Below are 23,578 nucleotides of genomic sequence, written 5' to 3'. Positions count from 1 at the left end.
GCTTGCTTCGGAGCCACACGATGAGGACTTCTGCTCAACCGGATTTCGCCGTGATCGGCGGCGGGCTGTGCGGACGCCTCGTCGCCTGGCAACTTGCGGGCGAGGGGCATCGCGTTGCGCTTTATGAGCGCGGCGACGCGGCCGGCTCGCAGGCGGCCGCGTGGGTCGCCGCCGCGATGCTCGCGCCGCTCGCCGAGGCCGCCAGCGCCGAACTGCTGATTACGCGGCTGGGCGCGGCGTCGCTGGAAACGTGGCCGACCTTGCTCGCGCAATTGCCTGAGCCGGTGTTTTTCCAGCGCAACGGCTCGCTGATCGTCTGGCATCACAGCGATCGCGCCGAGGCGCCGCTCTTCGAGCGTCGGCTGCGCGCCAACGCGCCCGCCGAACTGCTCGATGGCGGACTCGTCGCGCTAGCGGGCGCGCAGGTCGGCGCGGCCGAGCCCGCGCTCGCCGGCCGCTTCACGCAAGGCTGGCTGCTGCCGCACGAAGGCCAGCTCGATAACCGCCAGGTGCTGTCGGCGCTGGCCGCGGGGCTGGCACAACGCGGCGTCGAGACGCACTGGAATACGTCCGTCAACGACAGCGCGTTGCCGCCCGCGAAGGTCACGATCGATTGCCGCGGGTTGGGCGCGAAGCCTGTCATGCCGACCCTGCGCGGCATTCGCGGCGAAGTCGCGCGCGTCCACGCGCCCGGCATCGATCTGACGCGTCCGGTGCGGCTGCTGCATCCGCGCTATCCGCTCTATATCGCGCCGAAGCAGGACGATCTGTACGTGATCGGCGCGACGGAAGTGGAGGGCGAGGACATGTCGCCCGTCAGCGTGCGCTCGGCGCTCGAATTACTGAGCGCGGCGTTTTCGGTGCATCCCGGTTTCGGCGAGGCGCGCATTCTGGAACTGAACTCGCAATGCCGGCCGACGTTGCCCGACCACCGTCCCGTGCTGCTGTGGGACGGCGCGAGCACGCTGCGCGTGAACGGGCTGTACCGGCACGGCTACATGATCGTGCCCGAAGTCGCGGGCGAAGCGGTTCGGCTCGCGTCGGCGCTGCTCGATGGCCGCGTCGCCGATTCCGACGGTTTCACCGACTGGCAGCGCAACGCGCGCTGGAGCGAGTTGTTCCGGCTGGACCGCGAGGCCGCTGTCACTCTCAATGTTTGAACTCATAGACATGGACATCCAGATCAACCAGAAGCCGCTGTCGCTGCCCGAAGGCGCGACTGTCGCCGACGCGCTCAGCGCGTACGGCGCGCGGCCGCCGTTCGCCGTCGCGCTGAACGGCAATTTCGTCGCGCGTGGGCAGCATGCGGCGCGTGCGTTGCAGGCGGGCGACAAGCTCGACGTCGTGCATCCCGTCGCGGGCGGCTGAGGCCGGACCACGCGACGCAAGCCACTGACAAGGAATCACACAATGAACTCACACGCGAACGCACCCGCCGACGCGCTCACGCTTTACGGCGAAACCTTCCAGAGCCGCGTGCTGCTGGGCACGTCGCGCTATCCGTCGCTGCAGTCGCTGTCGGATTCGATCGCGGCGTCGAAGCCGGGCATGGTGACGGTCGCGCTGCGCCGGCAGATGAGCGAGGGCGGCGCGGAAGCCGGCTTCTTCGATCTCCTCAAGCGCCACGGCGTGCCGCTGCTACCGAACACGGCCGGCTGCCAGACGGTGAGCGAGGCGGTGACGACTGCGCACATGGCGCGCGAAGTCTTCGACACCGACTGGATCAAGCTCGAACTGATCGGCGACGACTACACGCTGCAGCCGGACCCGGTCGGCCTGATCGAAGCGGCTGCGCAACTGGTGAAGGACGGCTTCAAGGTGCTGCCTTATTGCACGGAAGATCTCGTGATCGGCCGGCGTCTGCTCGATGCGGGCTGCGAAGCGCTGATGCCGTGGGGCGCGCCCATCGGCACGGGCAAGGGCGTCGTGAATCCGTATGGCTTGCGCGTGCTGCGCGAGCGTTTGCCCGACGTGCCGCTGATCGTCGACGCGGGCCTTGGCGTGCCGTCGCATGCGTGCCAGGTGATGGAGTGGGGCTTCGACGGCGTGCTGCTGAACACGGCCGTCTCGCAGGCTACGCATCCGGAGACGATGGCGCGCGCCTTTGCGATGGGCGTGGAAGCGGGCCGCGAGGCTTATCTGGCTGGCCCGATGGCCGAACGTGAAACTGCCCATGCGAGCACGCCCGTCGTCGGCATGCCGTTCTGGCATCAGGATGGGAGCGCTGCGGCATGACGGAGACTCTGAAACTCGCGGGCCGCGACCTGTTCTGGCCACCCGCCGACGAACTCACGGAAGCGGCCGAACGCATCCGCGCACGCCTCGGCGACTGGCCGCCTACGCACGTTAACTGGCGCATCTGCCTGACAGCGCCCGACGACGCGAATGGCGGCGACCTGATCGTCTTCACCGACCTTAAGCAAAGCAGCGAGCAGCACGTCGAGCAGATCGCGCGCTGGCAGACGCAGGGCGCGGGCGTGATCGAGGCGGCGGCGGGCCGCGCGGTGCTGCATCTGGGCGGCGTGCGCTATCAGCTGGAAGGCCATCTCGCGGAAGACTGGATTGCCGCGCTCGCCGCGTTTCTCGATTGCGGTTTCGATCCGCACGATGCGCTGGTGCTCGCGCTCGCGTGGCGCGACGGCGACGAGACGAAATCCGACGATGCGTGGCCGTGTGACATCTCGCGCTTCCCGCGTGTCGCCGGTTTGCCGGACGCGCCTGCGCAAGCTTTTGCGGCGTGCCCGGACGCACTCGGCATCTATGCCGTGCTGCCGACGGCGGAATGGGTCGAGCGCGTTGCCGGCTTCGGCGTGAAGACGTTGCAGCTGCGTCGCAAGACGGCAGAGCCGGACGAACTGAAGCGGGAAATCGCGCGCTCGGTTGCGGCGGGCCGCGAGCACGACGCGTGCGTTTTCATCAACGATCACTGGCAGGCGGCCATCGACGCGGGCGCGTACGGCGTCCACCTCGGCCAGGAAGACGTGCATACGGCGGATCTGCACGCTTTGTCGAAGGCAGGCGTGCGCCTCGGCCTGTCGACGCACGGTTACTACGAAATGCTGACCGCGCTGCACTTCCGTCCGAGCTACATCGCGCTTGGCGCCGTGTTTCCGACCACGACGAAAGTCATGCCGACCGCGCCGCAAGGTCTGGCAAGGCTCGCGCGCTATGTGAAACTGCTGGAAGGCGTCGTGCCGCTCGTCGCAATCGGCGGAATTAGCGGCGATGTGCTGCCGCAAGTGCTCGCTACCGGGGTGAAAAGCGCCGCCGTCGTGCGCGCGATCACGGAAGCCACCGATCCCGCGTCAGCCGCGGTGGCGTTACAAAAGGCGTTTTTGCAACAAAAAGTTTAGAAAAGTTAAATCGTTAGCGTCGTCAAGGCAGGGTTTGCACGAAGGCCCTATAATTCGGCCTTCCGTGTAAAAGGACTGTCAGTTACGTGCCTTCCTCTTCCGAGACCCTCCTTGAACTGCGCGACGTCGACTTCGGCTACGGCGAGCGGCTCGTCCTGTCGAACCTGAATCTGCGCTTCAAACGCGGCCAGGTGGTCGCGGTCATGGGCGGCTCGGGGTGCGGCAAGACGACCGTGCTGCGGCTGATCGGCGGCCTGGTGCGCGCGCAGCGCGGCCAGGTGCTGTTCCACGGGCAGGACATCGGCGCGCAGACGCGTGAAGGCCTGTACGAGCTGCGTCGCAAGATGGGCATGCTGTTCCAGTTCGGCGCGCTTTTCACCGACATGTCGGTGTTCGAAAACGTCGCGTTCGCCCTGCGCGAGCACACCGACCTCCCCGAAGAACTGATCCGCGACCTGGTGTTGATGAAACTCAACGCGGTCGGGCTGCGCGGCGCACGTGATCTGGCGCCGTCGGAGATTTCGGGCGGCATGGCCCGCCGCGTGGCGCTCGCCCGCGCCATCGCGCTCGATCCCGAACTGATGATGTACGACGAGCCGTTCGCCGGTCTCGACCCCATTTCGCTCGGCATCACGGCCAACCTGATTCGCGCGCTCAACACGGCGCTCGGCGCGACCTCGATCCTCGTCACGCACGACGTGCCCGAGTCGTTCGCGATCGCCGATTACGTCTACTTTCTCGCGAACGGCGGAGTCCTCGCCGAAGGCACGCCCGCCGAGCTGCGTGCATCGACGGACCCGACCGTGCGCCAGTTCATCGACGGCACGCCCGACGGTCCGTTCAAATTTCACTATCCGAGCAGCACGCCGCTCGCGGCGGATTTCGGCATCGGCGGAGGCCGCGCATGATCAGCTTCATCGGCCGTTCCGTCATCTGCGGGCTTGGACAGACGGGTTATGCGACGCGCATGTTCGTGCGCCTCGTGCTCGAATTCTTCCCGTTGCTGCGCCGTCCGCGTCTTGTCACGAAGCAGATCCACTTCGTCGGTAACTATTCGCTGGTGATCATCGCGGTGTCGGGGCTGTTCGTCGGCTTCGTGCTCGGCTTGCAGGGTTACTACACGCTCAACCGCTACGGTTCCGAACAGGCGCTCGGTCTGCTGGTCGCGCTGTCGCTGGTGCGCGAACTCGGGCCCGTCGTGACGGCGCTGCTGTTCGCCGGTCGCGCGGGCACGTCGCTCACGGCCGAAATCGGCCTGATGAAGGCGGGCGAGCAACTGACGGCAATGGAAATGATGGCCGTCGATCCTTTAAAAGTGGTCGTCGCGCCGCGCATGTGGGCGGGCATCATTTCGATGCCGATTCTCGCGGCGATTTTCAGCGCGGTGGGCGTGCTCGGCGGCTACGTGGTGGGCGTGCTGATGATCGGCGTCGACGCCGGCGCGTTCTGGTCGCAGATGCAGGGCGGTGTCGATGCGTATCGCGACGTCGGCAACGGCGTGATCAAGAGCATCGTGTTCGGCTTCGCGGTGACGTTCATCGCGCTCTATCAAGGGTACGAAGCGAAGCCCACGCCGGAAGGCGTGTCGCGCGCGACGACCAAGACAGTCGTCTACGCGTCGCTGGCCGTGCTCGGTCTCGATTTCCTGCTGACCGCGCTGATGTTCAGCTAGGCGGTGGCGAGCCAACCTTCGCGCGGTGCGCCGCGCAGCGCTTGCGCCGCAGCGGCATAGATTCTCTTTGGGATGACGATGAAAAAAACTGCTCTCGATTTCTGGGTAGGTCTGTTCGTGGTGCTCGGCTTCGTCGCGTTGCTGTTCCTCGCGCTGAAGGCGGGCAACATGAGCTCGCTGTCGTTTCAGGCGACGTACCCGGTCAAGCTGAAGTTCGACAATATCGGCGGCCTCAAGGTGCGCGCGCCCGTGAAGAGCGCGGGCGTGACGGTGGGCCGCGTCGAATCGATCGGCTTCGACAGCAATTCGTATCAGGCGCTCGTGACGCTCGATATCGACAAGCAGTATCAGTTTCCGAAAGACACGTCCGCGAAGATTCTGACGTCGGGCCTGTTGGGTGAGCAGTACATCGGTCTTGAGCCGGGTGGCGACAGCGAAATGCTGAAAGCCGGCGACACGATCACGATGACCCAATCGGCTATCGTCCTGGAGAATCTGATCGGACAGTTCCTGTATAGCAAGGCAGCGGATTCGGGCGCTGCCAAACCCGGCGCATCTGCTGCGGCGCCCGCGCCGGCAGACCCGGCTCCTGCGGCTTCGGCCGCAGCCGCTTCGGGCGCATCGGGCCAATAAGGAGAATAACAATGAACACGACACGCTTACGTGTCGCGGGGATCACGCTGGCGGTGGCAGCGCTGGCGGGTTGCGCAACCGTTCAGAACCCGACGAAGGAAGATCCGATCGAGGGCTTCAACCGTACGGTCTTCACGTTCAACGACACGCTCGACAAGTACGCGTTGAAGCCGGTCGCGAAGGGCTACGTGTTTGTCACGCCGCAACCGGTGCGTGACAGCGTCACGAACTTCTTTTCGAACATCGGCGACGTGTACATCGCGGCGAACAACCTGCTGCAGCTGAAGATCGCCGATGGCGTATCGGACATCATGCGGATCGTGATCAACACGATCTTCGGTGTCGGCGGCCTGTTCGACGTCGCCACGCTCGCGAAGCTGCCGAAGCACGACAACGACCTCGGCCTGACGCTCGGTCACTATGGCGTGCCGCCTGGTCCGTATCTGGTGCTGCCGCTGTTCGGGCCGAGCACGGTGCGCGACGGCGTGGGCATGGTGGGCAACTACTTCATCAATCCGCTCACGTACGTGCAGCCGGATAGCGTGAGCTGGGCGCTCTACGGTCTGAACGTGGTCAACACGCGCGCGAACCTGCTGAACGCAAGCGACGTGCTCGAAGGCGCGGCGCTCGACAAATACTCGTTCGTGCGTAACGCGTATCTGCAGCGCCGCCGCTATCTGCTGACGGGCGGCAATGCGTCGACGGGGCTGCCGGACTACGGTAGCGAAGCGCCGCTGCCGAAATACGAAGACGTGGATGGCGGCGCGGCAACTGCGCCCGCACCCACGCCGGCTTCGGCGCCGGAGGCGGCTTCGGGTGCGTCTTCGAACGAGCCAGCGGGTGCCGCGCAGCCGGCGTCGGGCACCGATGCGCCGCCGACCGTCCCCGGTGGCCAGATCGTACCGCCGGCGCACTTCGGCTACCCGTCGCTGAAGCTGCACTGAGGCATAACAAATGCGAGCGGCGTATCCGTCTGTCGTAACACTCGGATACGTTTCTCGCAGTTTGGGCGTGGATGACGGCTGAACTCGCGTGATATCGTCGCCTCCAAGCTAAGCTAAATTTTTTTGCAGGACTGGAAATGAAAAAATTCTTCTTCTTTATCCCGTTTATTGCAGCTCTCTTTGCGTTCAGTGGCGCGGCGTCCGCGCAAGCCGTCGATAGCAGCAATCCCGACGCAATGGTCAGGACCGTCACGCAGCAGGTGATCGACGCCGTGCGCGCCGACAAGACGATCCAGAGCGGCAACATCAATGCTGTCACGAAGCTCGTGAACGAGAAGATTCTTCCGTACACGGACTTCCGCCGCACGACGCAACTCGCGATGGGCCGCAACTGGCGCACGGCGACGCCGGAGCAGCAGAATGCCGTGGTCGAGCAGTTCAAGACGCTGCTGATCCGTACGTATTCGGGCGCCCTCGCTCAGGTGAAGGACCAGGAAATCCAGTACAAGCCGTTCCGCGCGAGCCCGGAAGACACCGACGTGGTGGTCCGCTCGGTCGTGATGAACAACGGCTCGCCCGTCGAACTCGACTACCGTCTGTACAAGACGCCGCAAGGCTGGCGCGTGTATGACCTGAACGTGCTCGGCGCATGGCTGATCCAGGCGTACCAGCAGCAGTTCAACGAGCAGATCCAGAAGAGCGGTGTCGACGGTCTGATCCAGTTCCTGACGGCACGCAACCAGCAACTCGCGAACGGCAAACAGTCGTGAACAACTTTGTCAGCGCGCCGGTAAGCACGGCCGTCAACACGTTCGAAACCGGCAGCACCTTGACCCACGCGAGCGCGAAGGCTGCACTCGCGGCGGGTCTCGCGCGCATCGGCAGCGGCGCGACGGCGGTCGACTGCGCGGCGCTCACGCAATTCGATTCGTCGGCGCTGGCCGTGCTGCTCGCATGGCAACGCGCGGCGAGCGCGCGTGGTACGCCGCTCGTCGTCGTCAACCTCCCTGCGGGGCTGTCCAGTCTCGCGCAAGCCTACGGTGTCGATACCCTGATCTGTCGACCAGAGTTGGCGCTTTAGCGCCTTACTCTGGTCCCATGCAACACAGTTGCCCCGTACGACATTGACGCTCTCGCGTCAGTGAGCCTTGCGCCGCGTTTCACCCTTTGCGCTGGCTCACGTTCTCCCAAGGCAAGTCGGCCGGTTCGACTTTTGCCCTATAATCAAACGTTTTTTGGCGCGTGGCCGTTTCATCCCGCATCGCGGAAACGGCCGTAGCGGTTGCAACGGCAGCGCAAGCGGTCTTTTGCACCCGGCCCCAATTTCGTTCCCCCATGCTTTCGCGCCCTTGCCGGGCGATCTATCAGGCGCTGTCCACTTTGACGGCGCACAGTCATGTCAGCGATTGAAATTCGTAACGTCAGGAAGCGCTACAAAGATCTGCAAGCGCTCAAAGGCGTCAGCTTCACCGTCGAACAAGGCGAATTCTTCGGGCTGCTCGGTCCGAACGGCGCCGGCAAGACGACGCTCATCAGCATCCTCGCCGGCCTCGCCCGCGCCGATGAAGGCAGCATCACGGTTCACGGCCACCATGTCGTCGACGACTTCCGTCTCGCGCGCCGTGCGCTCGGCGTCGTACCGCAGGAACTCGTGTTCGATCCGTTCTTCACCGTGCGCGAGACGCTGCGCATCCAGTCGGGCTACTTCGGCCTGCGCAAGAACGACGACTGGATCGACGAAGTGATGGCCAATCTCGATCTCACCGAAAAAGCCGACGCGAACATGCGTGCGCTGTCGGGCGGGATGAAGCGTCGCGTGCTGGTCGCGCAGGCGCTCGTCCACCGGCCGCCCGTGATCGTGCTCGACGAGCCGACGGCGGGCGTCGACGTCGAACTGCGCCAGACGCTGTGGAAATTCATCTCGCGCCTGAACCGCGAAGGGCACACGATCGTGCTGACCACGCACTATCTGGAAGAAGCCGAATCGCTGTGCGACCGCATCGCGATGCTACGGCGCGGTGAAGTCGTCGCGCTGGAGCGCACCAGCACGCTGCTCGAACGTTTCGCGGGCACGCAACTGTTCATCCGTTTTGCGCAGGGCGTGCTGCCCGCCGAATTGCGGGTGCTGGAAGTCGATCCCACCAATGTCAACGGACGTCAGCATCTGCTGCGCCTGTCGAGCTACGACGACGTGGAGCGCATCCTTGCGCAATGCCGCACGGCCGGTTGCACGTTCGATGAAATCGAGGTCCGCAAGGCCGACCTCGAAGATGTGTTCATGCAGGTGATGAACGGTCCGGAAGTGGTCGAGGGGTTGGCATGAACGGTTTCCGCACTCTGTTCTACAAGGAATTGCTGCGCTTCTGGAAGGTCGCGTTCCAGACGGTGCTCGCGCCGGTTATTACCGCATTGCTGTATCTGACGATCTTCGGCCACGCGCTGCGCGATCACGTGCAGGTGTATCCGGGCGTGCTGTACACGAGCTTTCTCGTGCCCGGCCTCGTGATGATGAGCGTGCTGCAGAACGCGTTCGCGAACAGTTCGTCGTCGCTGATTCAGTCGAAGATCACGGGCAACCTCGTGTTCGTGCTGCTGCCGCCGCTGTCGCACTGGGAGATGTACGGCGCGTATGTGCTCGCGGCTGTCGTGCGCGGATTGAGCGTCGGGCTGGGCGTGTTCGTCGTCACGGTCTGGTTCATCCCGATGAGCTTTAGCGCGCCGCTTTATATCATTGCGTTCGCGGTGCTCGGTTCGGCGATTCTCGGCACGCTCGGTTTGATCGCGGGCATCTGGGCCGAGAAATTCGACCAGCTCGCCGCGTTCCAGAATTTTCTGATCATGCCGCTCACGTTCCTGTCGGGCGTGTTCTACTCGACGCATACGCTGCCACCCGTGTGGCGCGAAATCTCGCGTCTGAATCCATTTTTCTACATGATCGACGGCTTTCGTTATGGCTTCTTCGGAATGTCGGATATCAATCCGATGTGGAGCCTTCTGATTGTCAGCGGTTTCTTCGTCGTGCTGGCCGTGCTGGCGATGCGCATGCTCGCGTCCGGCTTCAAGCTGCGTCACTGACTGGACCATTAACAGGAGCACTCATGCTACCCACTCCCGAACAGGTCAAGAATTACATCGCGGCGGGCCTCCCTTGCGAGCATCTCGAAGTGGAAGGCGACGGCCAACATTTCTTCGCGACCATCGTGTCGCCGAATTTCGAAGGCAAGCGTCTGATTCAACGGCATCAACTCGTGTATGCGGCGCTCGGCGACCGGATGCGCGAAGAGATCCACGCGCTCAGCATGAAAACGCTGACGCCCACCGAATGGCAAAGCGCCTGACTCGCGTATAGACATTACGCGGAAAAACCTGCTGTCTGTCGGAGGACGGCGCTCGATAACCTGGCTGCAAGAGCGGAAAAACAAGCTGCACAATAAGCTTTAGACGTAGCTGCAAATTAGCTGGAACATTAGTGCGACTTACACAAGAGAATCGCGACGCCGCAAACGGCGCCGCAGCAACCGCCCACAACAAGACGCCCGCAGGCGGACGGGCAGATCAGGAACAAACAGGCATGGACAAACTCGTGATTGAAGGCGGGCAAAAGCTCGCTGGTGAGATCGTTGTTTCGGGTGCGAAGAACGCGGCGCTGCCGATCCTTTGCGCAGGCTTGTTGAGCGCGGAGCCCGTTCATCTCGACAACGTGCCCGATCTGCAGGACGTGCGCACGACGCTCAAGCTGCTCGGCCAGATGGGCGTGCGCACGGAAAGCAGCGACGGCAAGGTGATGCTCGACGCGTCGAAGGTCGACAATCTGGTCGCGCCGTACGAACTCGTGAAGACGATGCGCGCATCGATTCTGGTGCTCGGCCCGCTCGTCGCGCGCTTCGGCGAGGCGAAGGTGTCGCTGCCGGGCGGCTGCGCGATCGGCGCACGTCCCGTCGATCAGCACATCAAGGGCCTGCAGGCGATGGGCGCCGAGATCAACATCGAGCACGGCTTCATCGAAGCGCGCGCGAAACGTCTGAAGGGCGCGCGCATCATCACCGACATGATCACCGTCACCGGCACGGAAAACCTGCTGATGGCGGCCGTGCTCGCGGAAGGCGAGACGGTCATCGAAAACGCTGCGCGCGAGCCGGAAGTCGGCGATCTGGCGAATCTGCTGGTTGCGATGGGCGCGAAGATCGACGGCATCGGTACTGACCGTCTGGTGATTCAAGGCGTCGACAAGTTGCACGGCGCACAGCACACGGTCGTGCCGGATCGTATCGAAGCGGGCACGTTCCTGTGCGCGGTCGCGGCGGCGGGCGGCGACGTCACGTTGCGCCATGTGCGTCCGCAGATTCTCGAAGCCGTAACGGACAAGCTGCGCGAAGCAGGCGTGACGATCGAAGAGGGCGATGACTGGATGCGCGTGCGAATGAGCCAGCGTCCGAAGGCCGTCTCGTTCCGCACGTCCGAATATCCGGCGTTCCCGACCGACATGCAGGCGCAGTTCATGGCGCTCAACACGCTGGCGGAAGGCACGTCGCAAGTGGTCGAAACGATCTTCGAAAACCGCTTCATGCACGTGCAGGAACTGAACCGTCTCGGCGCGAACATCACGATCGACGGCAAGACGGCGCTCGTCAACGGCGTCGAAAAGCTGTCGGGCGCCAAGGTGATGGCAACCGACCTGCGCGCGTCGGCGAGTCTCGTGATCGCGGGCCTGTGCGCGGATGGTGAAACGCTGATCGACCGCATCTATCACCTGGATCGCGGCTACGACCGGATGGAATCGAAACTCACCGCAGTCGGCGCGAAGGTGCGTCGCATCAAGGGTAATCAGGCATGAGCGAACTGCCGCAAACGTCGACGTCGCCGGCGGTGGGCAAGCCGCTGACGCTCGCGCTGTCGAAGGGCCGCATCTTCGATGAAACGCTGCCGCTGCTCGCGGCAGCGGGCATCGAAGTGACGGAAGACCCGGAAACGTCGCGCAAGCTGATTCTGCCGACTACGGATCCCAACCTGCGCGTCATCATCGTGCGCGCCACCGACGTGCCGACGTACGTCGAGTACGGTGCCGCCGATTTCGGCGTCGCGGGCAAGGACGTGCTGATCGAGCACGGAGGCGGCGGTTTGTATCAGCCGATCGATCTGGATATCGCGCGCTGCCGGATGTCGGTGGCGGTCGCGGCCGGCTTCGACTACGCGAACGCGGTGCGCCAGGGCGCACGCCTGCGCGTCGCCACGAAGTATGTGGAAGTGGCGCGCGAGCACTTCGCTGCCAAGGGCGTACACGTCGACCTGATCAAGCTGTATGGATCGATGGAACTCGCGCCGCTGGTGGGACTGGCCGACGCGATCGTCGACCTGGTCAGCTCGGGCGGCACGCTGCGCGCCAACAATCTTGTCGAGGTCGAAGAGATCATGCAGATCTCGTCGCGCCTCGTTGTGAACCAGGCGGCGCTGAAGCTCAAGCGCGCCGCGCTGGCGCCCATTCTCAACGCGTTCGAGCGCGCGTCGCAACGCAACGGCGCAACGGCCTGACGCAAAGGCCTGACGCAACGGTCACAGCCGAGTCTGACTCGCGCGCCTTACCGAAACGGATACCAGCATGTCTATCAAGATTCGCAAACTCGATTCCAGCACTGAGAATTTCCAGAAGTCGCTGCATGCGGTGCTCGCGTTCGAAGCGAGCGAAGACGAAGCGATCGAACGCTCGGTCGCGCAGATTCTGGCCGACGTGAAGGCGCGTGGCGATGCCGCCGTGCTTGACTATACGAACCGGTTCGACCGCCTGAGCGCGAAGGATGTCGCCGCGCTCGAACTGCCGATGTCGGAACTGGAAGCGGCGCTCGAAGGCCTGGAGCCGAAGCGTCGCGCGGCGCTCGAAGCGGCGGCGGCACGTGTGCGCGGCTATCACGAGAAGCAGAAAATCGAATGCGGCAGCCATAGCTGGCAGTACACGGAAGCCGATGGGACGGTGCTCGGCCAGAAGGTGACGCCGCTCGACCGCGCGGGCATCTATGTGCCGGGCGGCAAGGCGGCGTATCCGTCGTCGGTGCTGATGAACGCGATTCCGGCGCGCGTGGCCGGCGTGCGCGAAATCGTCATGGTCGTGCCGACGCCGGACGGCGTGAAGAATCCGCTCGTGCTGGCGGCGGCGCTGCTGGGCGGTGTGGATCGCGTGTTCACGATTGGCGGCGCGCAGGCGGTCGGCGCGCTCGCGTACGGCACGCAGACCATTCCCGCCGTCGATAAAATTTGCGGCCCCGGCAATGCGTATGTCGCGTCGGCGAAGCGCCGCGTGTTCGGCACGGTCGGTATCGACATGATCGCCGGTCCGTCGGAAATTCTCGTGCTGTGCGACGGCACGACCGATCCGCGCTGGGTCGCGATGGACCTGTTCTCGCAGGCCGAGCACGACGAACTCGCGCAATCCATTCTGCTGTGCCCGGACGAAGGTTTCATCGCGCGCGTCGAAGACGCCATCAACGAGCTTCTGCCGACGATGCCCCGCCGCGACGTGATCCAGGCGTCGCTCGAAGGGCGCGGCGCGCTGATCAAGGTGCGCGACATGGAGCAGGCGTGCGCGATCGCCAACGACATCGCGCCGGAACACCTCGAAATTTCCGCGCTGGAGCCGCAGCAGTGGGCGCAGCAGATTCGCCATGCGGGCGCGATCTTCCTCGGCCGCTACACGAGCGAAAGCCTCGGCGACTACTGCGCGGGGCCAAATCACGTGCTGCCTACGTCTCGTACCGCACGTTTCTCGTCGCCGCTCGGCGTCTATGATTTCTTCAAGCGCTCCAGCCTGATCGAAGTGAGCGCGGACGGTGCGCAGACGCTCGGTGAAATTGCCGCTGAGCTGGCGTATGGCGAAGGCCTGCAGGCGCATGCACGCAGCGCCGAGTACCGGATGAAGAACACAGGCTGACCTTGCGGCGAGCCGCCTTTTCACGCGGGCAACACGCGCGCTGAATTTGAGACGGCTCCGTTTTCACGAAGACAGAGAACTCAACCCGGGGCGGCTGCGAGCCGCCCCTATTGCGCTGTCGCCTGCCAGAAGGCGGGCGCGCCCCACGCCATGACGACACCTCAAGACATCATCCGCCGCGACGTGCTCGCGATGACGAGCTACCCCGTTGCCGATGCGACGGGCCTCGTGAAGCTCGATGCAATGGAGAATCCGTTCCCGCTGCCGGAAGCGCTGGCCGCGCAACTTGGCGAGCATCTGGCGGCCGTCGCGCTGAACCGCTATCCGGCGCCGCGTCCGCAGGCGCTGATCGAGAAGCTCAAGCGCGTGATGAACGTGCCGGCGAACTGCGAGGTGCTGCTCGGCAACGGCTCGGACGAACTGATCAGCATCATCTCCGTGGCGTGCGCGACACCGGGCGCAAAGGTGCTGGCGCCCGTGCCGGGCTTCGTGATGTACGCGATGTCGGCGAAGCTCGCTGGCATGGAGTTCGTCGGCGTGCCGCTGAACGCCGACTTCACGCTCGACGTGGAATCGATGCTCGCCGCTATCGCTGAACACCGGCCTGCCGTGATCTACCTCGCGTTTCCGAACAACCCGACGGGCACGCTGTTCGATACGGCCGATATGGAGCGCATCGTCGCTGCGGCGAGCGGAAGCCTCGTCGTGATCGACGAAGCGTATCAACCGTTCGCGCAAGAGAGCTGGATGCCGCGCGCGGGAGACTTTGACAATGTCGTCGTGATGCGTACTGTGTCGAAGCTGGGTCTCGCGGGCATCCGCCTCGGCTACATGGCGGGCCGCACGGAATGGATCAACGAATTCGACAAGGTGCGCCCGCCGTACAACGTCAACGTGCTGACGCAGGCGACGGCCGATTTCCTGCTCGACCATATCGACGTGCTCGACGCGCAGGCCGCGCAACTGCGCGACGAACGCACGAAGCTGGCTCAATCGGTCGCTGCGCTGCCGGGCGCCGAAGTGTTCCCGAGCGCGGGCAATTTCCTGCTGGTGCGCGTGCCCGATGCATCGGCGACGTTCGAAACCCTTCTTACTTCGCGGGTTTTGATCAAAAACGTGAGTAAAATGCATCCATTGCTCGCGAATTGCGTGCGTTTGACGGTCGGTTCGCCGGAAGAAAACGCTCAAATGCTCGCCGCGCTGAAACTCGTGCTGAACTGAAGTCAGCACGTTCACAACCCCACTTTTTTCAAAGTCAGATTCGAGGAATTGCCATGCGCCTTGCGGAAGTCGTTCGCAACACCAGCGAAACGCAGATCCGTGTGAAGATCAACCTGGACGGCACCGGTCAGCAGAAGCTGGCCACGGGCGTGCCGTTCCTCGATCACATGCTCGACCAGATTGCCCGCCACGGGCTGATCGATCTGGACATCGAGTCGCATGGCGATACGCATATCGACGACCACCATACCGTCGAAGACGTCGGCATCACGCTGGGCCAGGCGATTGCGAAGGCCGTCGGCGACAAGAAGGGCATTCGCCGCTATGGTCATTCGTACGTGCCGCTCGACGAAGCGCTGTCGCGCGTTGTGATCGATTTTTCCGGCCGGCCGGGCCTCGAATTCCACGTGCCGTTCACGCGTGCGCGCATCGGCACGTTCGACGTCGATCTCTCCATCGAATTTTTCCGCGGCTTCGTCAATCATGCCGGCGTTACGCTGCATATCGACAACCTGCGCGGCCTGAACGCGCATCATCAGATGGAAACGGTGTTCAAGGCGTTCGGCCGCGCATTGCGCATGGCCGTCGAACTGGACGAGCGCGCGGCGGGGCAGATTCCGTCGACCAAGGGCAGCCTCTGAGCGACCAATAGCCACCAAGCCACCCAAAGGACCGGTTGCGCGGCGCGCGGCCGGCTTGAGATGGACACCATCAAGTCGTTTATTTCGCTGCTGGCGTTGATCAACCCGGTCGGCGCGATACCGTTCTTTCTGAGCCTGACGTCGCAGCAATCGTCCGCCGAACAGCGCCGCACCATCCGTGTCGCATCGATTTCGGTGTTCTGCGTGATTACGGTGAGCACGTTGATCGGGCAGCAGATCATCCGCTTCTTCGGCATTTCGATCGGCGCGCTCGAAGTGGGCGGCGGCATCATCATGCTGCTGATGTCGATCAGCATGCTGAACGCGCAGGTCGGCAATGCGCGCTCGACGCCGGAAGAGCGTCACGAGGCGGAGATGAAGGACAACGTCGCCGTCGTGCCGCTGGCGATTCCGCTGCTGACGGGGCCGGGCTCTATCAGTACTGTCCTAGTCTATTCGGCCAGCTATCCTCATTGGTACGAGCGGATTACTCTGATTGGCATCGGCGCTGTGATTGCGGCGCTGTGCTTCGGATCGCTGAGTCTCGCTGAACCGATTGCCCGCTGGGTCGGTCGGACGGGAATCAACATCGGCACGCGGTTGATGGGTTTGATGTTGTCGGCGCTGGCGGTGGAGTTCATCGTCAACGGATTGAAGGCGTTGCTGCCTAACTTGAAATGAAAACTTCGATTGCGATTGTGGATTACGGAATGGGCAACCTGCGCTCGGTCGCCCAGGCGTTGAAGAAAGCCGCGCCGGAAGCGGACGTGGCGATCGTCGACAAGCCCGAAGCGATCCGCGCGGCGGACCGCGTGGTGCTGCCGGGCCAGGGCGCGATGCCCGACTGCATGCGCTCGCTCGGCGAATCCGGCTTGCAGGAAGCCGTCGTCGAAGCGTCGCGCAGCAAGCCGCTGATGGGCGTGTGCGTCGGCGAGCAGATGCTGTTCGACTGGAGCGCGGAAGGCGATACGAAGGGCTTGGGCCTGTTGCCCGGCAAGGTGGTGCGCTTCGATCTCGAAGGCCAGCTCCAGGACGACGGCTCGCGCTTCAAGGTGCCGCAGATGGGCTGGAACCGTGTCCGTCAGGCGCAGCCGCACCCGTTGTGGGACGGTGTGGCCGACAACGCGTTCTTCTACTTCGTGCATAGCTATTACGTCGTGCCGGAAATCGCCGCGCATACGTCGGGCGAAACCGTGTACGGCGTGCCCTTTACCTCGGCAGTGGCGCGGGATAACATTTTTGCGACCCAATTCCACCCGGAAAAGAGCGCCGATGCGGGCTTGCGCGTGTATCGCAACTTCGTGTACTGGAATCCCTGATCCCTGCCGTCAGCATCTTTAACCGTCCATGTTCTCCCTCCGTTCTCGCTGCCTCGCTCCGATGCACACGCATCGGGCGACTGTTGGCAAGGTCGCCGAAAGACATGTACTAAACTAGCGGAACGGCCTGGCGCGGGCGGCAGCCTGATTTCCCGCCAGCCGATCTTCAACTTTTCTCCCTGACAACACCCGATTGCTATGCTGCTGATCCCCGCCATCGACCTGAAAGACGGTCAGTGTGTACGCCTCAAACAGGGCGATATGGACCAGGCGACGATTTTTCACGAGGAACCGGCGGTGATGGCCCGACATTGGGTCGACCGCGGCGCGCGGCGCCTGCACCTCGTCGACCTGAACGGCGCGTTCGCCGGCAAGCCGAAGAACGAAGACGCGATTCGCGCGATCATCGAAGAAGTCGGCGGCGAGATTCCCGTGCAACTGGGCGGCGGCATCCGCGACCTGAACACGATCGAGCGCTATCTGGACGACGGCCTCGAGTACGTGATCATCGGCACGGCGGCGGTGAAGAACCCCGGCTTCCTGCTCGAAGCGTGTACGGCGTTCGGCGGGCATATCATCGTCGGGCTCGATGCGAAAGACGGCAAGGTCGCCACCGACGGCTGGAGCAAGCTGACGGGCCACGAAGTGGTGGACCTCGCGCGCAAGTTCGAGGACTACGGCTGCGAGTCGATCATCTACACGGACATCGGCCGCGACGGCATGCTTCAGGGCATCAATATCGAAGCGACCGTGCGCCTCGCGCGCGCGGTGAAGATTCCCGTGATCGCGAGCGGCGGCCTGTCGAACATGGGCGATATCGACGCGCTGTGCGAAGTGGAAGCCGAAGGCATCGAAGGCGTGATCTGTGGCCGTGCGATCTACTCGGGCGACCTGGACTTTGCCGCGGCGCAGACGCACGCGGACCGCTTGCGCGAATCAGACGACGCCTGAGCGTCGGGTTTTCTGCGCATCGCGCGCGCCTGAAGCATCCTTCTGGCGCGCAGAGCGTCCGGCATGCCGGCCTTGCGCCGTTCTCCTGCGATTGACACACGGGCGAGCGGCCTCACCAGCGGTATTGGCACGAACTAGCAAGATCATGGCTTTAGCTAAACGCATCATTCCCTGTTTGGACGTCACGGCTGGCCGCGTGGTCAAGGGCGTCAACTTCGTCGAGTTGCGCGACGCGGGAGACCCCGTCGAAATCGCGCGCCGCTACGACGAGCAGGGCGCGGACGAACTCACGTTCCTCGATATCACCGCCACGTCCGACCAGCGCGACCTGATCCTCCCCATCATCGAAGCGGTGGCTTCGCAGGTGTTCATTCCGCTGACCGTCGGCGGCGGCGTGCGCGCCGTCGAAGACGTGCGGCGTCTGCTGAACGCCGGCGCGGACAAGGTGAGCATGAATTCGTCGGCAGTGGCGAATCCGCAGCTCGTACGCGATTCGACCGATAAATACGGCTCGCAGTGCATCGTCGTCGCGATCGACGCGAAGCGCGTCTCCGCCGATGGCGAAACGCCGCGCTGGGAAGTCTTCACGCATGGCGGCCGCAAGAATACGGGCCTGGACGCCGTCCAATGGGCGCGCAAGATGGCCGGACTGGGCGCGGGCGAAATCCTGCTGACCAGCATGGACCGCGACGGCACGAAAAGCGGCTTCGACATTGCGCTGACGCGCGCCGTGTCGGACGCAGTGTCCATTCCCGTGATCGCGTCGGGCGGCGTCGGTTCGTTGCAGCATCTGGCCGACGGCATCAAGGAAGGCCGCGCGGACGCCGTGCTGGCCGCGAGCATCTTCCACTATGGCGAGCACACGGTCGGCGAGTGCAAGCGCTTCATGGCCGATCAGGGCATTTCGGTGAGGTTGTAACGTGAATCCGTCTGAAGTCGGCTGGCTCGACAAGGTGAAGTGGGACGCGAACGGCCTCGTGCCCGTGATCGCGCAGGAAGCATCGACCAACGACGTGCTGATGTTCGCGTGGATGAACCGCGAAGCGCTGTCGAAGACGATCGAAACGGGCCGTGCGGTCTATTTCTCACGCTCGCGCCAACGCCTGTGGTTCAAGGGCGAAGAATCGGGCCACGTGCAGCATGTGCATGAAGTGCGGCTCGATTGCGACGAAGACGTCGTGCTGCTGAAGGTCGAGCAGGTGTCGGGCATCGCCTGCCACACGGGCCGGCATTCGTGCTTTTTCCAGAAATTCGAAGGCTCGGTCGATGCCGGCAACTGGGTTGCCGTCGATCCCGTGTTGAAAGACCCCGAACACATCTACAAATGACGCAAAACACGCAATCCACGAACGACACGCTTCGGCGTCTCGCCGCCGTCATCGACAGCCGCAAGGGCGGCGATCCCGACGCTTCGTACGTGTCGCGCCTGTTCCACAAGGGCGACGACGCGGTGCTGAAGAAGATCGGCGAGGAAGCCACGGAAGTCGTGCTGGCCGCGAAGGACGTGCGCCTCGGCGCGGAGCGCAAGGCACTCGTCGGCGAAGTGGCCGATCTATGGTTTCATTGCCTCGTGATGCTGTCGCACTTCGACCTGAATCCCGCCGACGTGCTCGCCGAACTCGAGCGTCGCGAAGGCTTGTCGGGCATCGAGGAAAAGGCCTTGCGCAAGAGCCGCGATCGCGAGCAGAACGGCGACTGAGCCCGAGAAGGACATAGCCGTGCCCGTGGAAGCATGCGCGCGGTGAAACATAGCGACGAGACACGTAGCACCGGCACAGCAACAGTATCCATTCGCACCCTCCAGGAGGACGCAAGCATGGAACAGTCGCACGGCGGTTATCCGCCACCGTCGTATCAGAGCGCAGTCGAAATCGACCGGCAGCGCAGCCTGCGCACGCTGACGCACATCATCTACGCGCTCTACGCCGTGTACTGGCTGACGGGCGGCATCTCGGTGCTGATCGCGATCATCATCAACTACATCAAGCGGCCGGAGACCATCGGCACGCCATACGAAGCGCACTTCGAGTGGCAGATCCGCACGTTCTGGATGGGGCTGATCGGGCATCTGATCGGCGTTGCGCTGTTCATCGTGCTGATCGGCGTGCCTATCCTGTGGGCTGTCGCGATATGGACGTTGTACCGTATCATCAAAGGCTGGCTGTATCTGTACGACAACAAGCCGCTGACGAATCCGCGCGGCTGGTTCTGAGCAGCGCATCTGGCGCGCGCCGCGTTCGCCGTCCACCAAGACCATGAGCCACGATCCGAACTGCCTTTTCTGCAAGATCGCCGCAGGCGAAATCCCGTCGACGAAGGTCCACGAAGACGACGAGTTCGTCGCGTTCCGCGACATCCGTCCGGCGGCCGAAACGCATGTGCTCGTGATACCGCGCAAGCACATCGAGACGCTGTCGAACTGTACCGAGAGCGATTCGGCCCTGCTTGGTAAAATGTTGATATTGGTTGCACGTCTCGCCGATCAACTGGGCGTTGCGTACAAGGGCGGGCAGACGGGTTTCCGCACGGTCATCAATACTGGGCCTGGCGGCGGACAGGAGGTTTATCACCTGCACGCGCATCTGCTGGCGGGACCGCGTCCGTGGCTGAGAATGGGCTGAAGGCGGGTCGAGCGCGATCGGCGTGCAGTGAGACGGGCGTGTAGGCGCACGTTCGGTACGAAGCCGATCGACAAAGATTCGCCGCGTCCGCTTTTTGACTACGCACAATGGCGGGCCCGGCATTGCGACGTCGTGACTTTATGTAGGGATGTAACGACAGCGACTCGCAGACATGTTCATAATGGGACCGAGGGCGCTGACGCAATAAAGCGGCGTCGGCGGTAGTTTTGCAGACGAGGCGTGTTCGTGAAGCGTGCTTCGATTCAGGCCGCAAGGCGCATAGTTACCGTCGCCAGGCACGACGGTGGGGGTTAAGGAGATTCTTATGGGTTCGTTGAGTATTTGGCATTGGCTGATCGTTCTGCTGATCGTCGCACTGGTGTTCGGCACGAAGAAGCTGCGCAATATCGGCACTGATCTGGGCGGCGCGGTGAAGGGCTTCAAGGAAGGCATGAAGGACGGCGAAACGCCTGAAGGCCAGCAGCGCGACCAGCTCTCGCGCACGAACACCGTCGATGTCGACGCAAAGGAAAAGGCGCCGCATTCCGGCGATTCCCGCTAATCCGGCGCCAGCCGAGCTTGCGCTGACACGCGCGCACTGACGGGAAGCCCTATCCATGCTGGACCTCGGTTTAACCAAGATGGCGTTGATCGGCGTGGTCGCGCTGGTCGTGCTCGGCCCTGAGCGCCTGCCGCGCGTCGCTCGCACGGCGGGCGCGCTGTTTGGCCGCGCGCAGCGCTATGTCAACGACGTGAAGGCCGAAGTTACGCGTGAGATCGAACTCGACGAATTGCGTCGCATGAAGACCGAGTTCGAATCCGCGGCGCACAACGTCGAAAGCACGATTCACGACAACATGCGCAAGCACGAAACGGAACTGAACGAGGCGTGGACGCAGGGTACGTCGGTGTCGCCGAGTATTGCGGGCGGCGCGACGGACAGCCTGATGAGCGCGACCGACGGTTCCGCCGCGACAACGGACGGCACGTCCTGGCGCAGTACCGACGCTGCCGCGTCCAAGCGCAAGAACTGGCGCGTGAAGCAGACGGCCACGCCGAACTGGTACAAGCGCGCCACGTTGCGGCGTACGCGCGTACAGTCGGGCGCCGCGCGCGTCGCACGGCATACGCCCGTCAGCCTGCGTCGGCCGACACGTTTTTTCTGATCGTCCGATGTCCCGCGCATCAATCTCTTACCGAGGGCCGGCGTGAGCGACCCCCAAAATCAGAACGAAGGCACTGAAGAGACCTTCATCTCCCATCTCGTCGAACTGCGCGACCGCATCATCCGCGCGGGCATTTCGGTGATTGTTGTGTTCGTCGGGCTCGTCTACTGGGCGCCCGACATCTTCCGGCTGCTCGCACGTCCGCTGATGAACAATCTGCCGAAGGACGGCAAGATGATCGTCACCGACGTCACCGGCTCGTTCTTCGTGCCGATGAAAGTGACGATGCTCGTCGCGTTCGTGATCGCGCTGCCGATCGTGCTGTACCAGATCTGGGCGTTCGTCGCGCCCGGGCTCTATCAGCACGAGAAGAAGCTGGTCGGTCCGCTCGTCGGGAGCAGCTATACGCTGTTTCTGTGCGGGATGGCGTTCGCCTATTTCGTCGTGTTTCCGACCATCTTCCGCGTGATGGCGCATTACAACGCGCCGCTCGGCGCGGAGATGACCACGGATATCGACAATTACCTGAGTTTCGTGCTGACGATGTTCCTCGCCTTCGGCGTAACGTTCGAAGTGCCGATCGTCGTCGTGTTGCTCGTACGCATGAACGTGCTGACCATCAAGAAGCTCAAGGAGATCCGTCCGTACGTGATCGTCGGCGCGTTCGTGATCTCTGCCGTCGTGACGCCGCCGGACGTGTTCTCGCAGCTGATTCTCGCGATCCCGCTGATCGTGCTCTACGAAGCGGGGATCATCGCGGCCCGGCTCTTCGTCAGCAAGCCGGTCGCCACGGCTGAAAACGAGGGCGGGGCGGCAAGCTGAGCGAACGCCGAGACGCGTCAAGAAAGCAAAAAGGGCAGTCCTCCGTTGGAGACTGCCCTTTTTGTTTGGCTTCGCTAACCGACCGGCCGACCGATTGACGGCTCAACCGCCATCGTCGTCATCGCTTTCGTCTGAAGGCTGTTTCGGCGGCGGCGGGCGCTTGCCGATCATCACGTTCAGATCCATTTCCTTGTTCTTGCGCACCAGATGCACCTTCGCGTCGGTGCCGGGCTTGATCTGCGCGATCACGTTCAGAAGGCGCGTGGTGTCGGTGATGTCCTGGCCGTTGACCGACACCAGAATGTCGCCGGGTTTGATGCCGGCCTTGTCGGCCGGGCCGCCCTTGAGCACGCCTGCGACGATTGCGCCCGACTTCTGATCCAGCCCGAATGATTCAGCAATCTCCGGCGTCACGTCCTGCGGTTCGACGCCGATCCAGCCGCGCGTTACGGTGCCCGTCGTGATGATGCTTTCGAGCACGCTGCGCGCCGTCGAAACGGGAATCGCGAAACCGATGCCGAGCGAGCCGCCCGAGCGCGAGTAGATCGCCGTGTTGATGCCAAGCAGGTTACCGTTCACGTCGACGAGCGCGCCGCCCGAGTTGCCGGGATTGATCGGCGCGTCGGTCTGGATGAAGTTTTCGAACGTATTGATGCCGAGGTGATTGCGGCCAAGCGCGCTGACGATACCCATCGTCACCGTCTGCCCGACGCCGAACGGATTGCCGATCGCGAGCACCACATCGCCGACGCGCGTCTGGTCCATGCGGCCAAGCGTGATAGTGGGGAGGTTGGTCATGTTGACCTTCAGCACGGCGAGATCGGTCTCGGGATCAACGCCGATCACCTTCGCGTTCGTGGTGCGCCCGTCGGCGAGCGCGATTTCGATCTGATCGGCGCCGTCCACGACGTGCTGGTTCGTTAGAATGTAACCTTCCGAACTCACGATAACGCCTGAGCCGAGATTGGCCGCGGGTTGCTCTTGCTGCTTTTTGTTCTTGTCGCCGAAGAAATAGCGGAACAGCGGATCTTTCGCGCGCGGGTCGGGCGGAAGCGAGCCGTCCTTGCTGGAAAACACGTTGACCACGGCAGGCATCGCCTTTTGCGCCGCGTCCGCGTAGGAATTCTGGGCATTGCCACCGCTACCGATTCCGGGTGCCACCTCTCGGAGCGCGACGATCGGCTCGGCCAGTTGCTTGCCGAACTGCCCTTGACGCTGCAGCCATTGCGGTTTGAGGGTCGCAATGATGAACATCAGCGCCAGCAGCACGGTCACCGCCTGGGCGAAGAACAGCCAAAAGCGTCTGAGCATCTGAA

At 63.5% G+C, this 23,578-nt stretch carries 30 protein-coding genes; 29 read left to right on the top strand and 1 reads right to left on the bottom strand.

The window, feature by feature from the left end; genetic code table 11:
• Positions 1-20: 20 nt before the first annotated feature.
• From C2L65_RS14345 to tatC, 29 genes are all read left to right on the top strand, one after another.
• Positions 21-1,160: an FAD-dependent oxidoreductase gene (locus C2L65_RS14345; RefSeq protein ID WP_042313873.1), complete on the top strand. Its 1,140-nt coding sequence runs from the start codon at positions 21-23 to the stop codon at positions 1,158-1,160.
• A 10-nt stretch (positions 1,161-1,170) separates the two neighbouring features.
• Complete coding sequence (gene thiS / locus C2L65_RS14340; RefSeq protein WP_009771314.1) at positions 1,171-1,368, top strand: sulfur carrier protein ThiS; 198 nt, start codon at positions 1,171-1,173, stop codon at positions 1,366-1,368.
• 42 nt (positions 1,369-1,410) lie between these two features.
• The gene (locus tag C2L65_RS14335; protein WP_035988932.1) at positions 1,411-2,235 is read left to right on the top strand and encodes a thiazole synthase; all 825 of its coding nucleotides are present in this window, start codon (positions 1,411-1,413) and stop codon (positions 2,233-2,235) included.
• Positions 2,232-3,353, top strand: a complete 1,122-nt coding sequence (thiE, locus tag C2L65_RS14330) for a thiamine phosphate synthase (RefSeq protein WP_081921312.1) — start codon at positions 2,232-2,234, stop codon at positions 3,351-3,353. Before C2L65_RS14335 ends, thiE begins: the two co-directional genes overlap by 4 nt.
• An 86-nt stretch (positions 3,354-3,439) precedes the next feature.
• Positions 3,440-4,261, top strand: coding sequence for an ABC transporter ATP-binding protein (locus tag C2L65_RS14325; RefSeq protein WP_042313870.1), 822 nt, complete (start codon positions 3,440-3,442; stop codon positions 4,259-4,261).
• Positions 4,258-5,025 (top strand): lipid asymmetry maintenance ABC transporter permease subunit MlaE, encoded by a 768-nt coding sequence (mlaE, locus tag C2L65_RS14320; protein ID WP_042313867.1) that lies wholly within the window; start codon positions 4,258-4,260, stop codon positions 5,023-5,025. Before C2L65_RS14325 ends, mlaE begins: the two co-directional genes overlap by 4 nt.
• A gap of 78 nt (positions 5,026-5,103) precedes the next feature.
• On the top strand, positions 5,104-5,658 hold the full coding sequence (mlaD, locus tag C2L65_RS14315; protein WP_042313887.1) for an outer membrane lipid asymmetry maintenance protein MlaD: 555 nt from the start codon (positions 5,104-5,106) through the stop codon (positions 5,656-5,658).
• Between the two features lie 11 nt (positions 5,659-5,669).
• On the top strand, positions 5,670-6,602 hold the full coding sequence (locus C2L65_RS14310) for an MlaA family lipoprotein (protein WP_042313865.1): 933 nt from the start codon (positions 5,670-5,672) through the stop codon (positions 6,600-6,602).
• A 137-nt stretch (positions 6,603-6,739) separates the two neighbouring features.
• Positions 6,740-7,372, top strand: a complete 633-nt coding sequence (locus tag C2L65_RS14305; RefSeq protein ID WP_042313862.1) for an MlaC/ttg2D family ABC transporter substrate-binding protein — start codon at positions 6,740-6,742, stop codon at positions 7,370-7,372.
• A complete protein-coding gene (locus C2L65_RS14300; protein WP_042313859.1) occupies positions 7,369-7,683 on the top strand; it encodes an STAS domain-containing protein in 315 nt (104 codons plus the stop codon). The genes C2L65_RS14305 and C2L65_RS14300 overlap by 4 nt, the downstream gene beginning before the upstream one ends.
• A gap of 315 nt (positions 7,684-7,998) precedes the next feature.
• Complete coding sequence (locus C2L65_RS14295; protein WP_007731850.1) at positions 7,999-8,925, top strand: ABC transporter ATP-binding protein; 927 nt, start codon at positions 7,999-8,001, stop codon at positions 8,923-8,925.
• Complete coding sequence (locus C2L65_RS14290; protein ID WP_042313856.1) at positions 8,922-9,677, top strand: ABC transporter permease; 756 nt, start codon at positions 8,922-8,924, stop codon at positions 9,675-9,677. Before C2L65_RS14295 ends, C2L65_RS14290 begins: the two co-directional genes overlap by 4 nt.
• Before the next feature lie 23 nt (positions 9,678-9,700).
• A complete protein-coding gene (locus tag C2L65_RS14285) occupies positions 9,701-9,940 on the top strand; it encodes a BolA family protein (RefSeq protein WP_007731848.1) in 240 nt (79 codons plus the stop codon).
• Positions 9,941-10,173: 233 nt separating this feature from the next.
• Complete coding sequence (gene murA, locus C2L65_RS14280; RefSeq protein ID WP_042313854.1) at positions 10,174-11,436, top strand: UDP-N-acetylglucosamine 1-carboxyvinyltransferase; 1,263 nt, start codon at positions 10,174-10,176, stop codon at positions 11,434-11,436.
• Positions 11,433-12,131: an ATP phosphoribosyltransferase gene (hisG, locus tag C2L65_RS14275; RefSeq protein WP_042313851.1), complete on the top strand. Its 699-nt coding sequence runs from the start codon at positions 11,433-11,435 to the stop codon at positions 12,129-12,131. The genes murA and hisG overlap by 4 nt, the downstream gene beginning before the upstream one ends.
• A gap of 67 nt (positions 12,132-12,198) precedes the next feature.
• Complete coding sequence (gene hisD / locus C2L65_RS14270) at positions 12,199-13,521, top strand: histidinol dehydrogenase (RefSeq protein ID WP_042313850.1); 1,323 nt, start codon at positions 12,199-12,201, stop codon at positions 13,519-13,521.
• A gap of 150 nt (positions 13,522-13,671) precedes the next feature.
• Positions 13,672-14,742, top strand: a complete 1,071-nt coding sequence (hisC, locus tag C2L65_RS14265; RefSeq protein WP_042313847.1) for a histidinol-phosphate transaminase — start codon at positions 13,672-13,674, stop codon at positions 14,740-14,742.
• A 53-nt stretch (positions 14,743-14,795) separates the two neighbouring features.
• Entirely contained in the window at positions 14,796-15,383 is a 588-nt protein-coding gene (gene hisB, locus C2L65_RS14260) for an imidazoleglycerol-phosphate dehydratase HisB (protein ID WP_042313845.1), read from the top strand.
• 60 nt (positions 15,384-15,443) lie between these two features.
• Positions 15,444-16,064, top strand: a complete 621-nt coding sequence (locus C2L65_RS14255) for a MarC family protein (RefSeq protein WP_042313843.1) — start codon at positions 15,444-15,446, stop codon at positions 16,062-16,064.
• Entirely contained in the window at positions 16,061-16,702 is a 642-nt protein-coding gene (gene hisH, locus C2L65_RS14250; protein ID WP_042313841.1) for an imidazole glycerol phosphate synthase subunit HisH, read from the top strand. The genes C2L65_RS14255 and hisH overlap by 4 nt, the downstream gene beginning before the upstream one ends.
• A 198-nt stretch (positions 16,703-16,900) precedes the next feature.
• Entirely contained in the window at positions 16,901-17,653 is a 753-nt protein-coding gene (hisA, locus tag C2L65_RS14245; protein WP_007731840.1) for a 1-(5-phosphoribosyl)-5-[(5-phosphoribosylamino)methylideneamino]imidazole-4-carboxamide isomerase, read from the top strand.
• 145 nt (positions 17,654-17,798) lie between these two features.
• Entirely contained in the window at positions 17,799-18,572 is a 774-nt protein-coding gene (hisF, locus tag C2L65_RS14240; RefSeq protein ID WP_042313838.1) for an imidazole glycerol phosphate synthase subunit HisF, read from the top strand.
• Between the two features lies 1 nt (position 18,573).
• Complete coding sequence (gene hisI / locus C2L65_RS14235) at positions 18,574-18,981, top strand: phosphoribosyl-AMP cyclohydrolase (protein WP_009771325.1); 408 nt, start codon at positions 18,574-18,576, stop codon at positions 18,979-18,981.
• Complete coding sequence (locus tag C2L65_RS14230) at positions 18,978-19,352, top strand: phosphoribosyl-ATP diphosphatase (protein ID WP_007731837.1); 375 nt, start codon at positions 18,978-18,980, stop codon at positions 19,350-19,352. The genes hisI and C2L65_RS14230 overlap by 4 nt, the downstream gene beginning before the upstream one ends.
• Before the next feature lie 117 nt (positions 19,353-19,469).
• Complete coding sequence (locus C2L65_RS14225; protein ID WP_007731836.1) at positions 19,470-19,865, top strand: DUF4870 family protein; 396 nt, start codon at positions 19,470-19,472, stop codon at positions 19,863-19,865.
• Positions 19,866-19,908: 43 nt separating this feature from the next.
• Positions 19,909-20,274, top strand: coding sequence for a histidine triad nucleotide-binding protein (locus C2L65_RS14220; RefSeq protein ID WP_007731835.1), 366 nt, complete (start codon positions 19,909-19,911; stop codon positions 20,272-20,274).
• Positions 20,275-20,599: 325 nt separating this feature from the next.
• On the top strand, positions 20,600-20,836 hold the full coding sequence (gene tatA, locus C2L65_RS14215; protein WP_007731834.1) for a Sec-independent protein translocase subunit TatA: 237 nt from the start codon (positions 20,600-20,602) through the stop codon (positions 20,834-20,836).
• Positions 20,837-20,891: 55 nt separating this feature from the next.
• Positions 20,892-21,440 (top strand): Sec-independent protein translocase protein TatB, encoded by a 549-nt coding sequence (gene tatB / locus C2L65_RS14210; protein WP_042313833.1) that lies wholly within the window; start codon positions 20,892-20,894, stop codon positions 21,438-21,440.
• Positions 21,441-21,482: 42 nt separating this feature from the next.
• Positions 21,483-22,262, top strand: a complete 780-nt coding sequence (tatC, locus tag C2L65_RS14205; RefSeq protein WP_035988995.1) for a twin-arginine translocase subunit TatC — start codon at positions 21,483-21,485, stop codon at positions 22,260-22,262.
• A 102-nt stretch (positions 22,263-22,364) separates the two neighbouring features.
• Here tatC and C2L65_RS14200 read toward each other — a convergent pair whose 3' ends face one another.
• Complete coding sequence (locus tag C2L65_RS14200; protein WP_042313829.1) at positions 22,365-23,573, bottom strand: Do family serine endopeptidase; 1,209 nt, start codon at positions 23,571-23,573, stop codon at positions 22,365-22,367.
• Positions 23,574-23,578 lie beyond the last annotated feature (5 nt).

The sequence above is a fragment of the Paraburkholderia terrae genome (genome assembly GCF_002902925.1).
Taxonomy (GTDB): Bacteria; Pseudomonadota; Gammaproteobacteria; order Burkholderiales; family Burkholderiaceae; genus Paraburkholderia; species Paraburkholderia terrae.
Note: the sequence above shows the minus strand (reverse complement) of the source record. Positions and strands in the feature narration are given on the sequence as shown.

Excerpts from the sequence above, each read along its gene's own strand:
- C2L65_RS14345 (WP_042313873.1), top strand. The coding sequence starts at position 21 with ATGAGGACTTCTGCTCAACCGGATTTCGCCGTGATCGGCGGCGGGCTG.
- thiS (WP_009771314.1), top strand. The coding sequence starts at position 1,171 with ATGGACATCCAGATCAACCAGAAGCCGCTGTCGCTGCCCGAAGGCGCG.
- C2L65_RS14335 (WP_035988932.1), top strand. The coding sequence starts at position 1,411 with ATGAACTCACACGCGAACGCACCCGCCGACGCGCTCACGCTTTACGGC.
- thiE (WP_081921312.1), top strand. The coding sequence starts at position 2,232 with ATGACGGAGACTCTGAAACTCGCGGGCCGCGACCTGTTCTGGCCACCC.
- mlaE (WP_042313867.1), top strand. The coding sequence starts at position 4,258 with ATGATCAGCTTCATCGGCCGTTCCGTCATCTGCGGGCTTGGACAGACG.
- mlaD (WP_042313887.1), top strand. The coding sequence starts at position 5,104 with ATGAAAAAAACTGCTCTCGATTTCTGGGTAGGTCTGTTCGTGGTGCTC.
- C2L65_RS14310 (WP_042313865.1), top strand. The coding sequence starts at position 5,670 with ATGAACACGACACGCTTACGTGTCGCGGGGATCACGCTGGCGGTGGCA.
- C2L65_RS14305 (WP_042313862.1), top strand. The coding sequence starts at position 6,740 with ATGAAAAAATTCTTCTTCTTTATCCCGTTTATTGCAGCTCTCTTTGCG.
- C2L65_RS14295 (WP_007731850.1), top strand. The coding sequence starts at position 7,999 with ATGTCAGCGATTGAAATTCGTAACGTCAGGAAGCGCTACAAAGATCTG.
- C2L65_RS14290 (WP_042313856.1), top strand. The coding sequence starts at position 8,922 with ATGAACGGTTTCCGCACTCTGTTCTACAAGGAATTGCTGCGCTTCTGG.
- C2L65_RS14285 (WP_007731848.1), top strand. The coding sequence starts at position 9,701 with ATGCTACCCACTCCCGAACAGGTCAAGAATTACATCGCGGCGGGCCTC.
- murA (WP_042313854.1), top strand. The coding sequence starts at position 10,174 with ATGGACAAACTCGTGATTGAAGGCGGGCAAAAGCTCGCTGGTGAGATC.
- hisG (WP_042313851.1), top strand. The coding sequence starts at position 11,433 with ATGAGCGAACTGCCGCAAACGTCGACGTCGCCGGCGGTGGGCAAGCCG.
- hisD (WP_042313850.1), top strand. The coding sequence starts at position 12,199 with ATGTCTATCAAGATTCGCAAACTCGATTCCAGCACTGAGAATTTCCAG.
- hisC (WP_042313847.1), top strand. The coding sequence starts at position 13,672 with ATGACGACACCTCAAGACATCATCCGCCGCGACGTGCTCGCGATGACG.
- hisB (WP_042313845.1), top strand. The coding sequence starts at position 14,796 with ATGCGCCTTGCGGAAGTCGTTCGCAACACCAGCGAAACGCAGATCCGT.
- C2L65_RS14255 (WP_042313843.1), top strand. The coding sequence starts at position 15,444 with ATGGACACCATCAAGTCGTTTATTTCGCTGCTGGCGTTGATCAACCCG.
- hisH (WP_042313841.1), top strand. The coding sequence starts at position 16,061 with ATGAAAACTTCGATTGCGATTGTGGATTACGGAATGGGCAACCTGCGC.
- hisA (WP_007731840.1), top strand. The coding sequence starts at position 16,901 with ATGCTGCTGATCCCCGCCATCGACCTGAAAGACGGTCAGTGTGTACGC.
- hisF (WP_042313838.1), top strand. The coding sequence starts at position 17,799 with ATGGCTTTAGCTAAACGCATCATTCCCTGTTTGGACGTCACGGCTGGC.
- C2L65_RS14230 (WP_007731837.1), top strand. The coding sequence starts at position 18,978 with ATGACGCAAAACACGCAATCCACGAACGACACGCTTCGGCGTCTCGCC.
- C2L65_RS14225 (WP_007731836.1), top strand. The coding sequence starts at position 19,470 with ATGGAACAGTCGCACGGCGGTTATCCGCCACCGTCGTATCAGAGCGCA.
- C2L65_RS14220 (WP_007731835.1), top strand. The coding sequence starts at position 19,909 with ATGAGCCACGATCCGAACTGCCTTTTCTGCAAGATCGCCGCAGGCGAA.
- tatA (WP_007731834.1), top strand. The coding sequence starts at position 20,600 with ATGGGTTCGTTGAGTATTTGGCATTGGCTGATCGTTCTGCTGATCGTC.
- tatB (WP_042313833.1), top strand. The coding sequence starts at position 20,892 with ATGCTGGACCTCGGTTTAACCAAGATGGCGTTGATCGGCGTGGTCGCG.
- C2L65_RS14200 (WP_042313829.1), bottom strand. The coding sequence starts at position 23,573 with ATGCTCAGACGCTTTTGGCTGTTCTTCGCCCAGGCGGTGACCGTGCTG.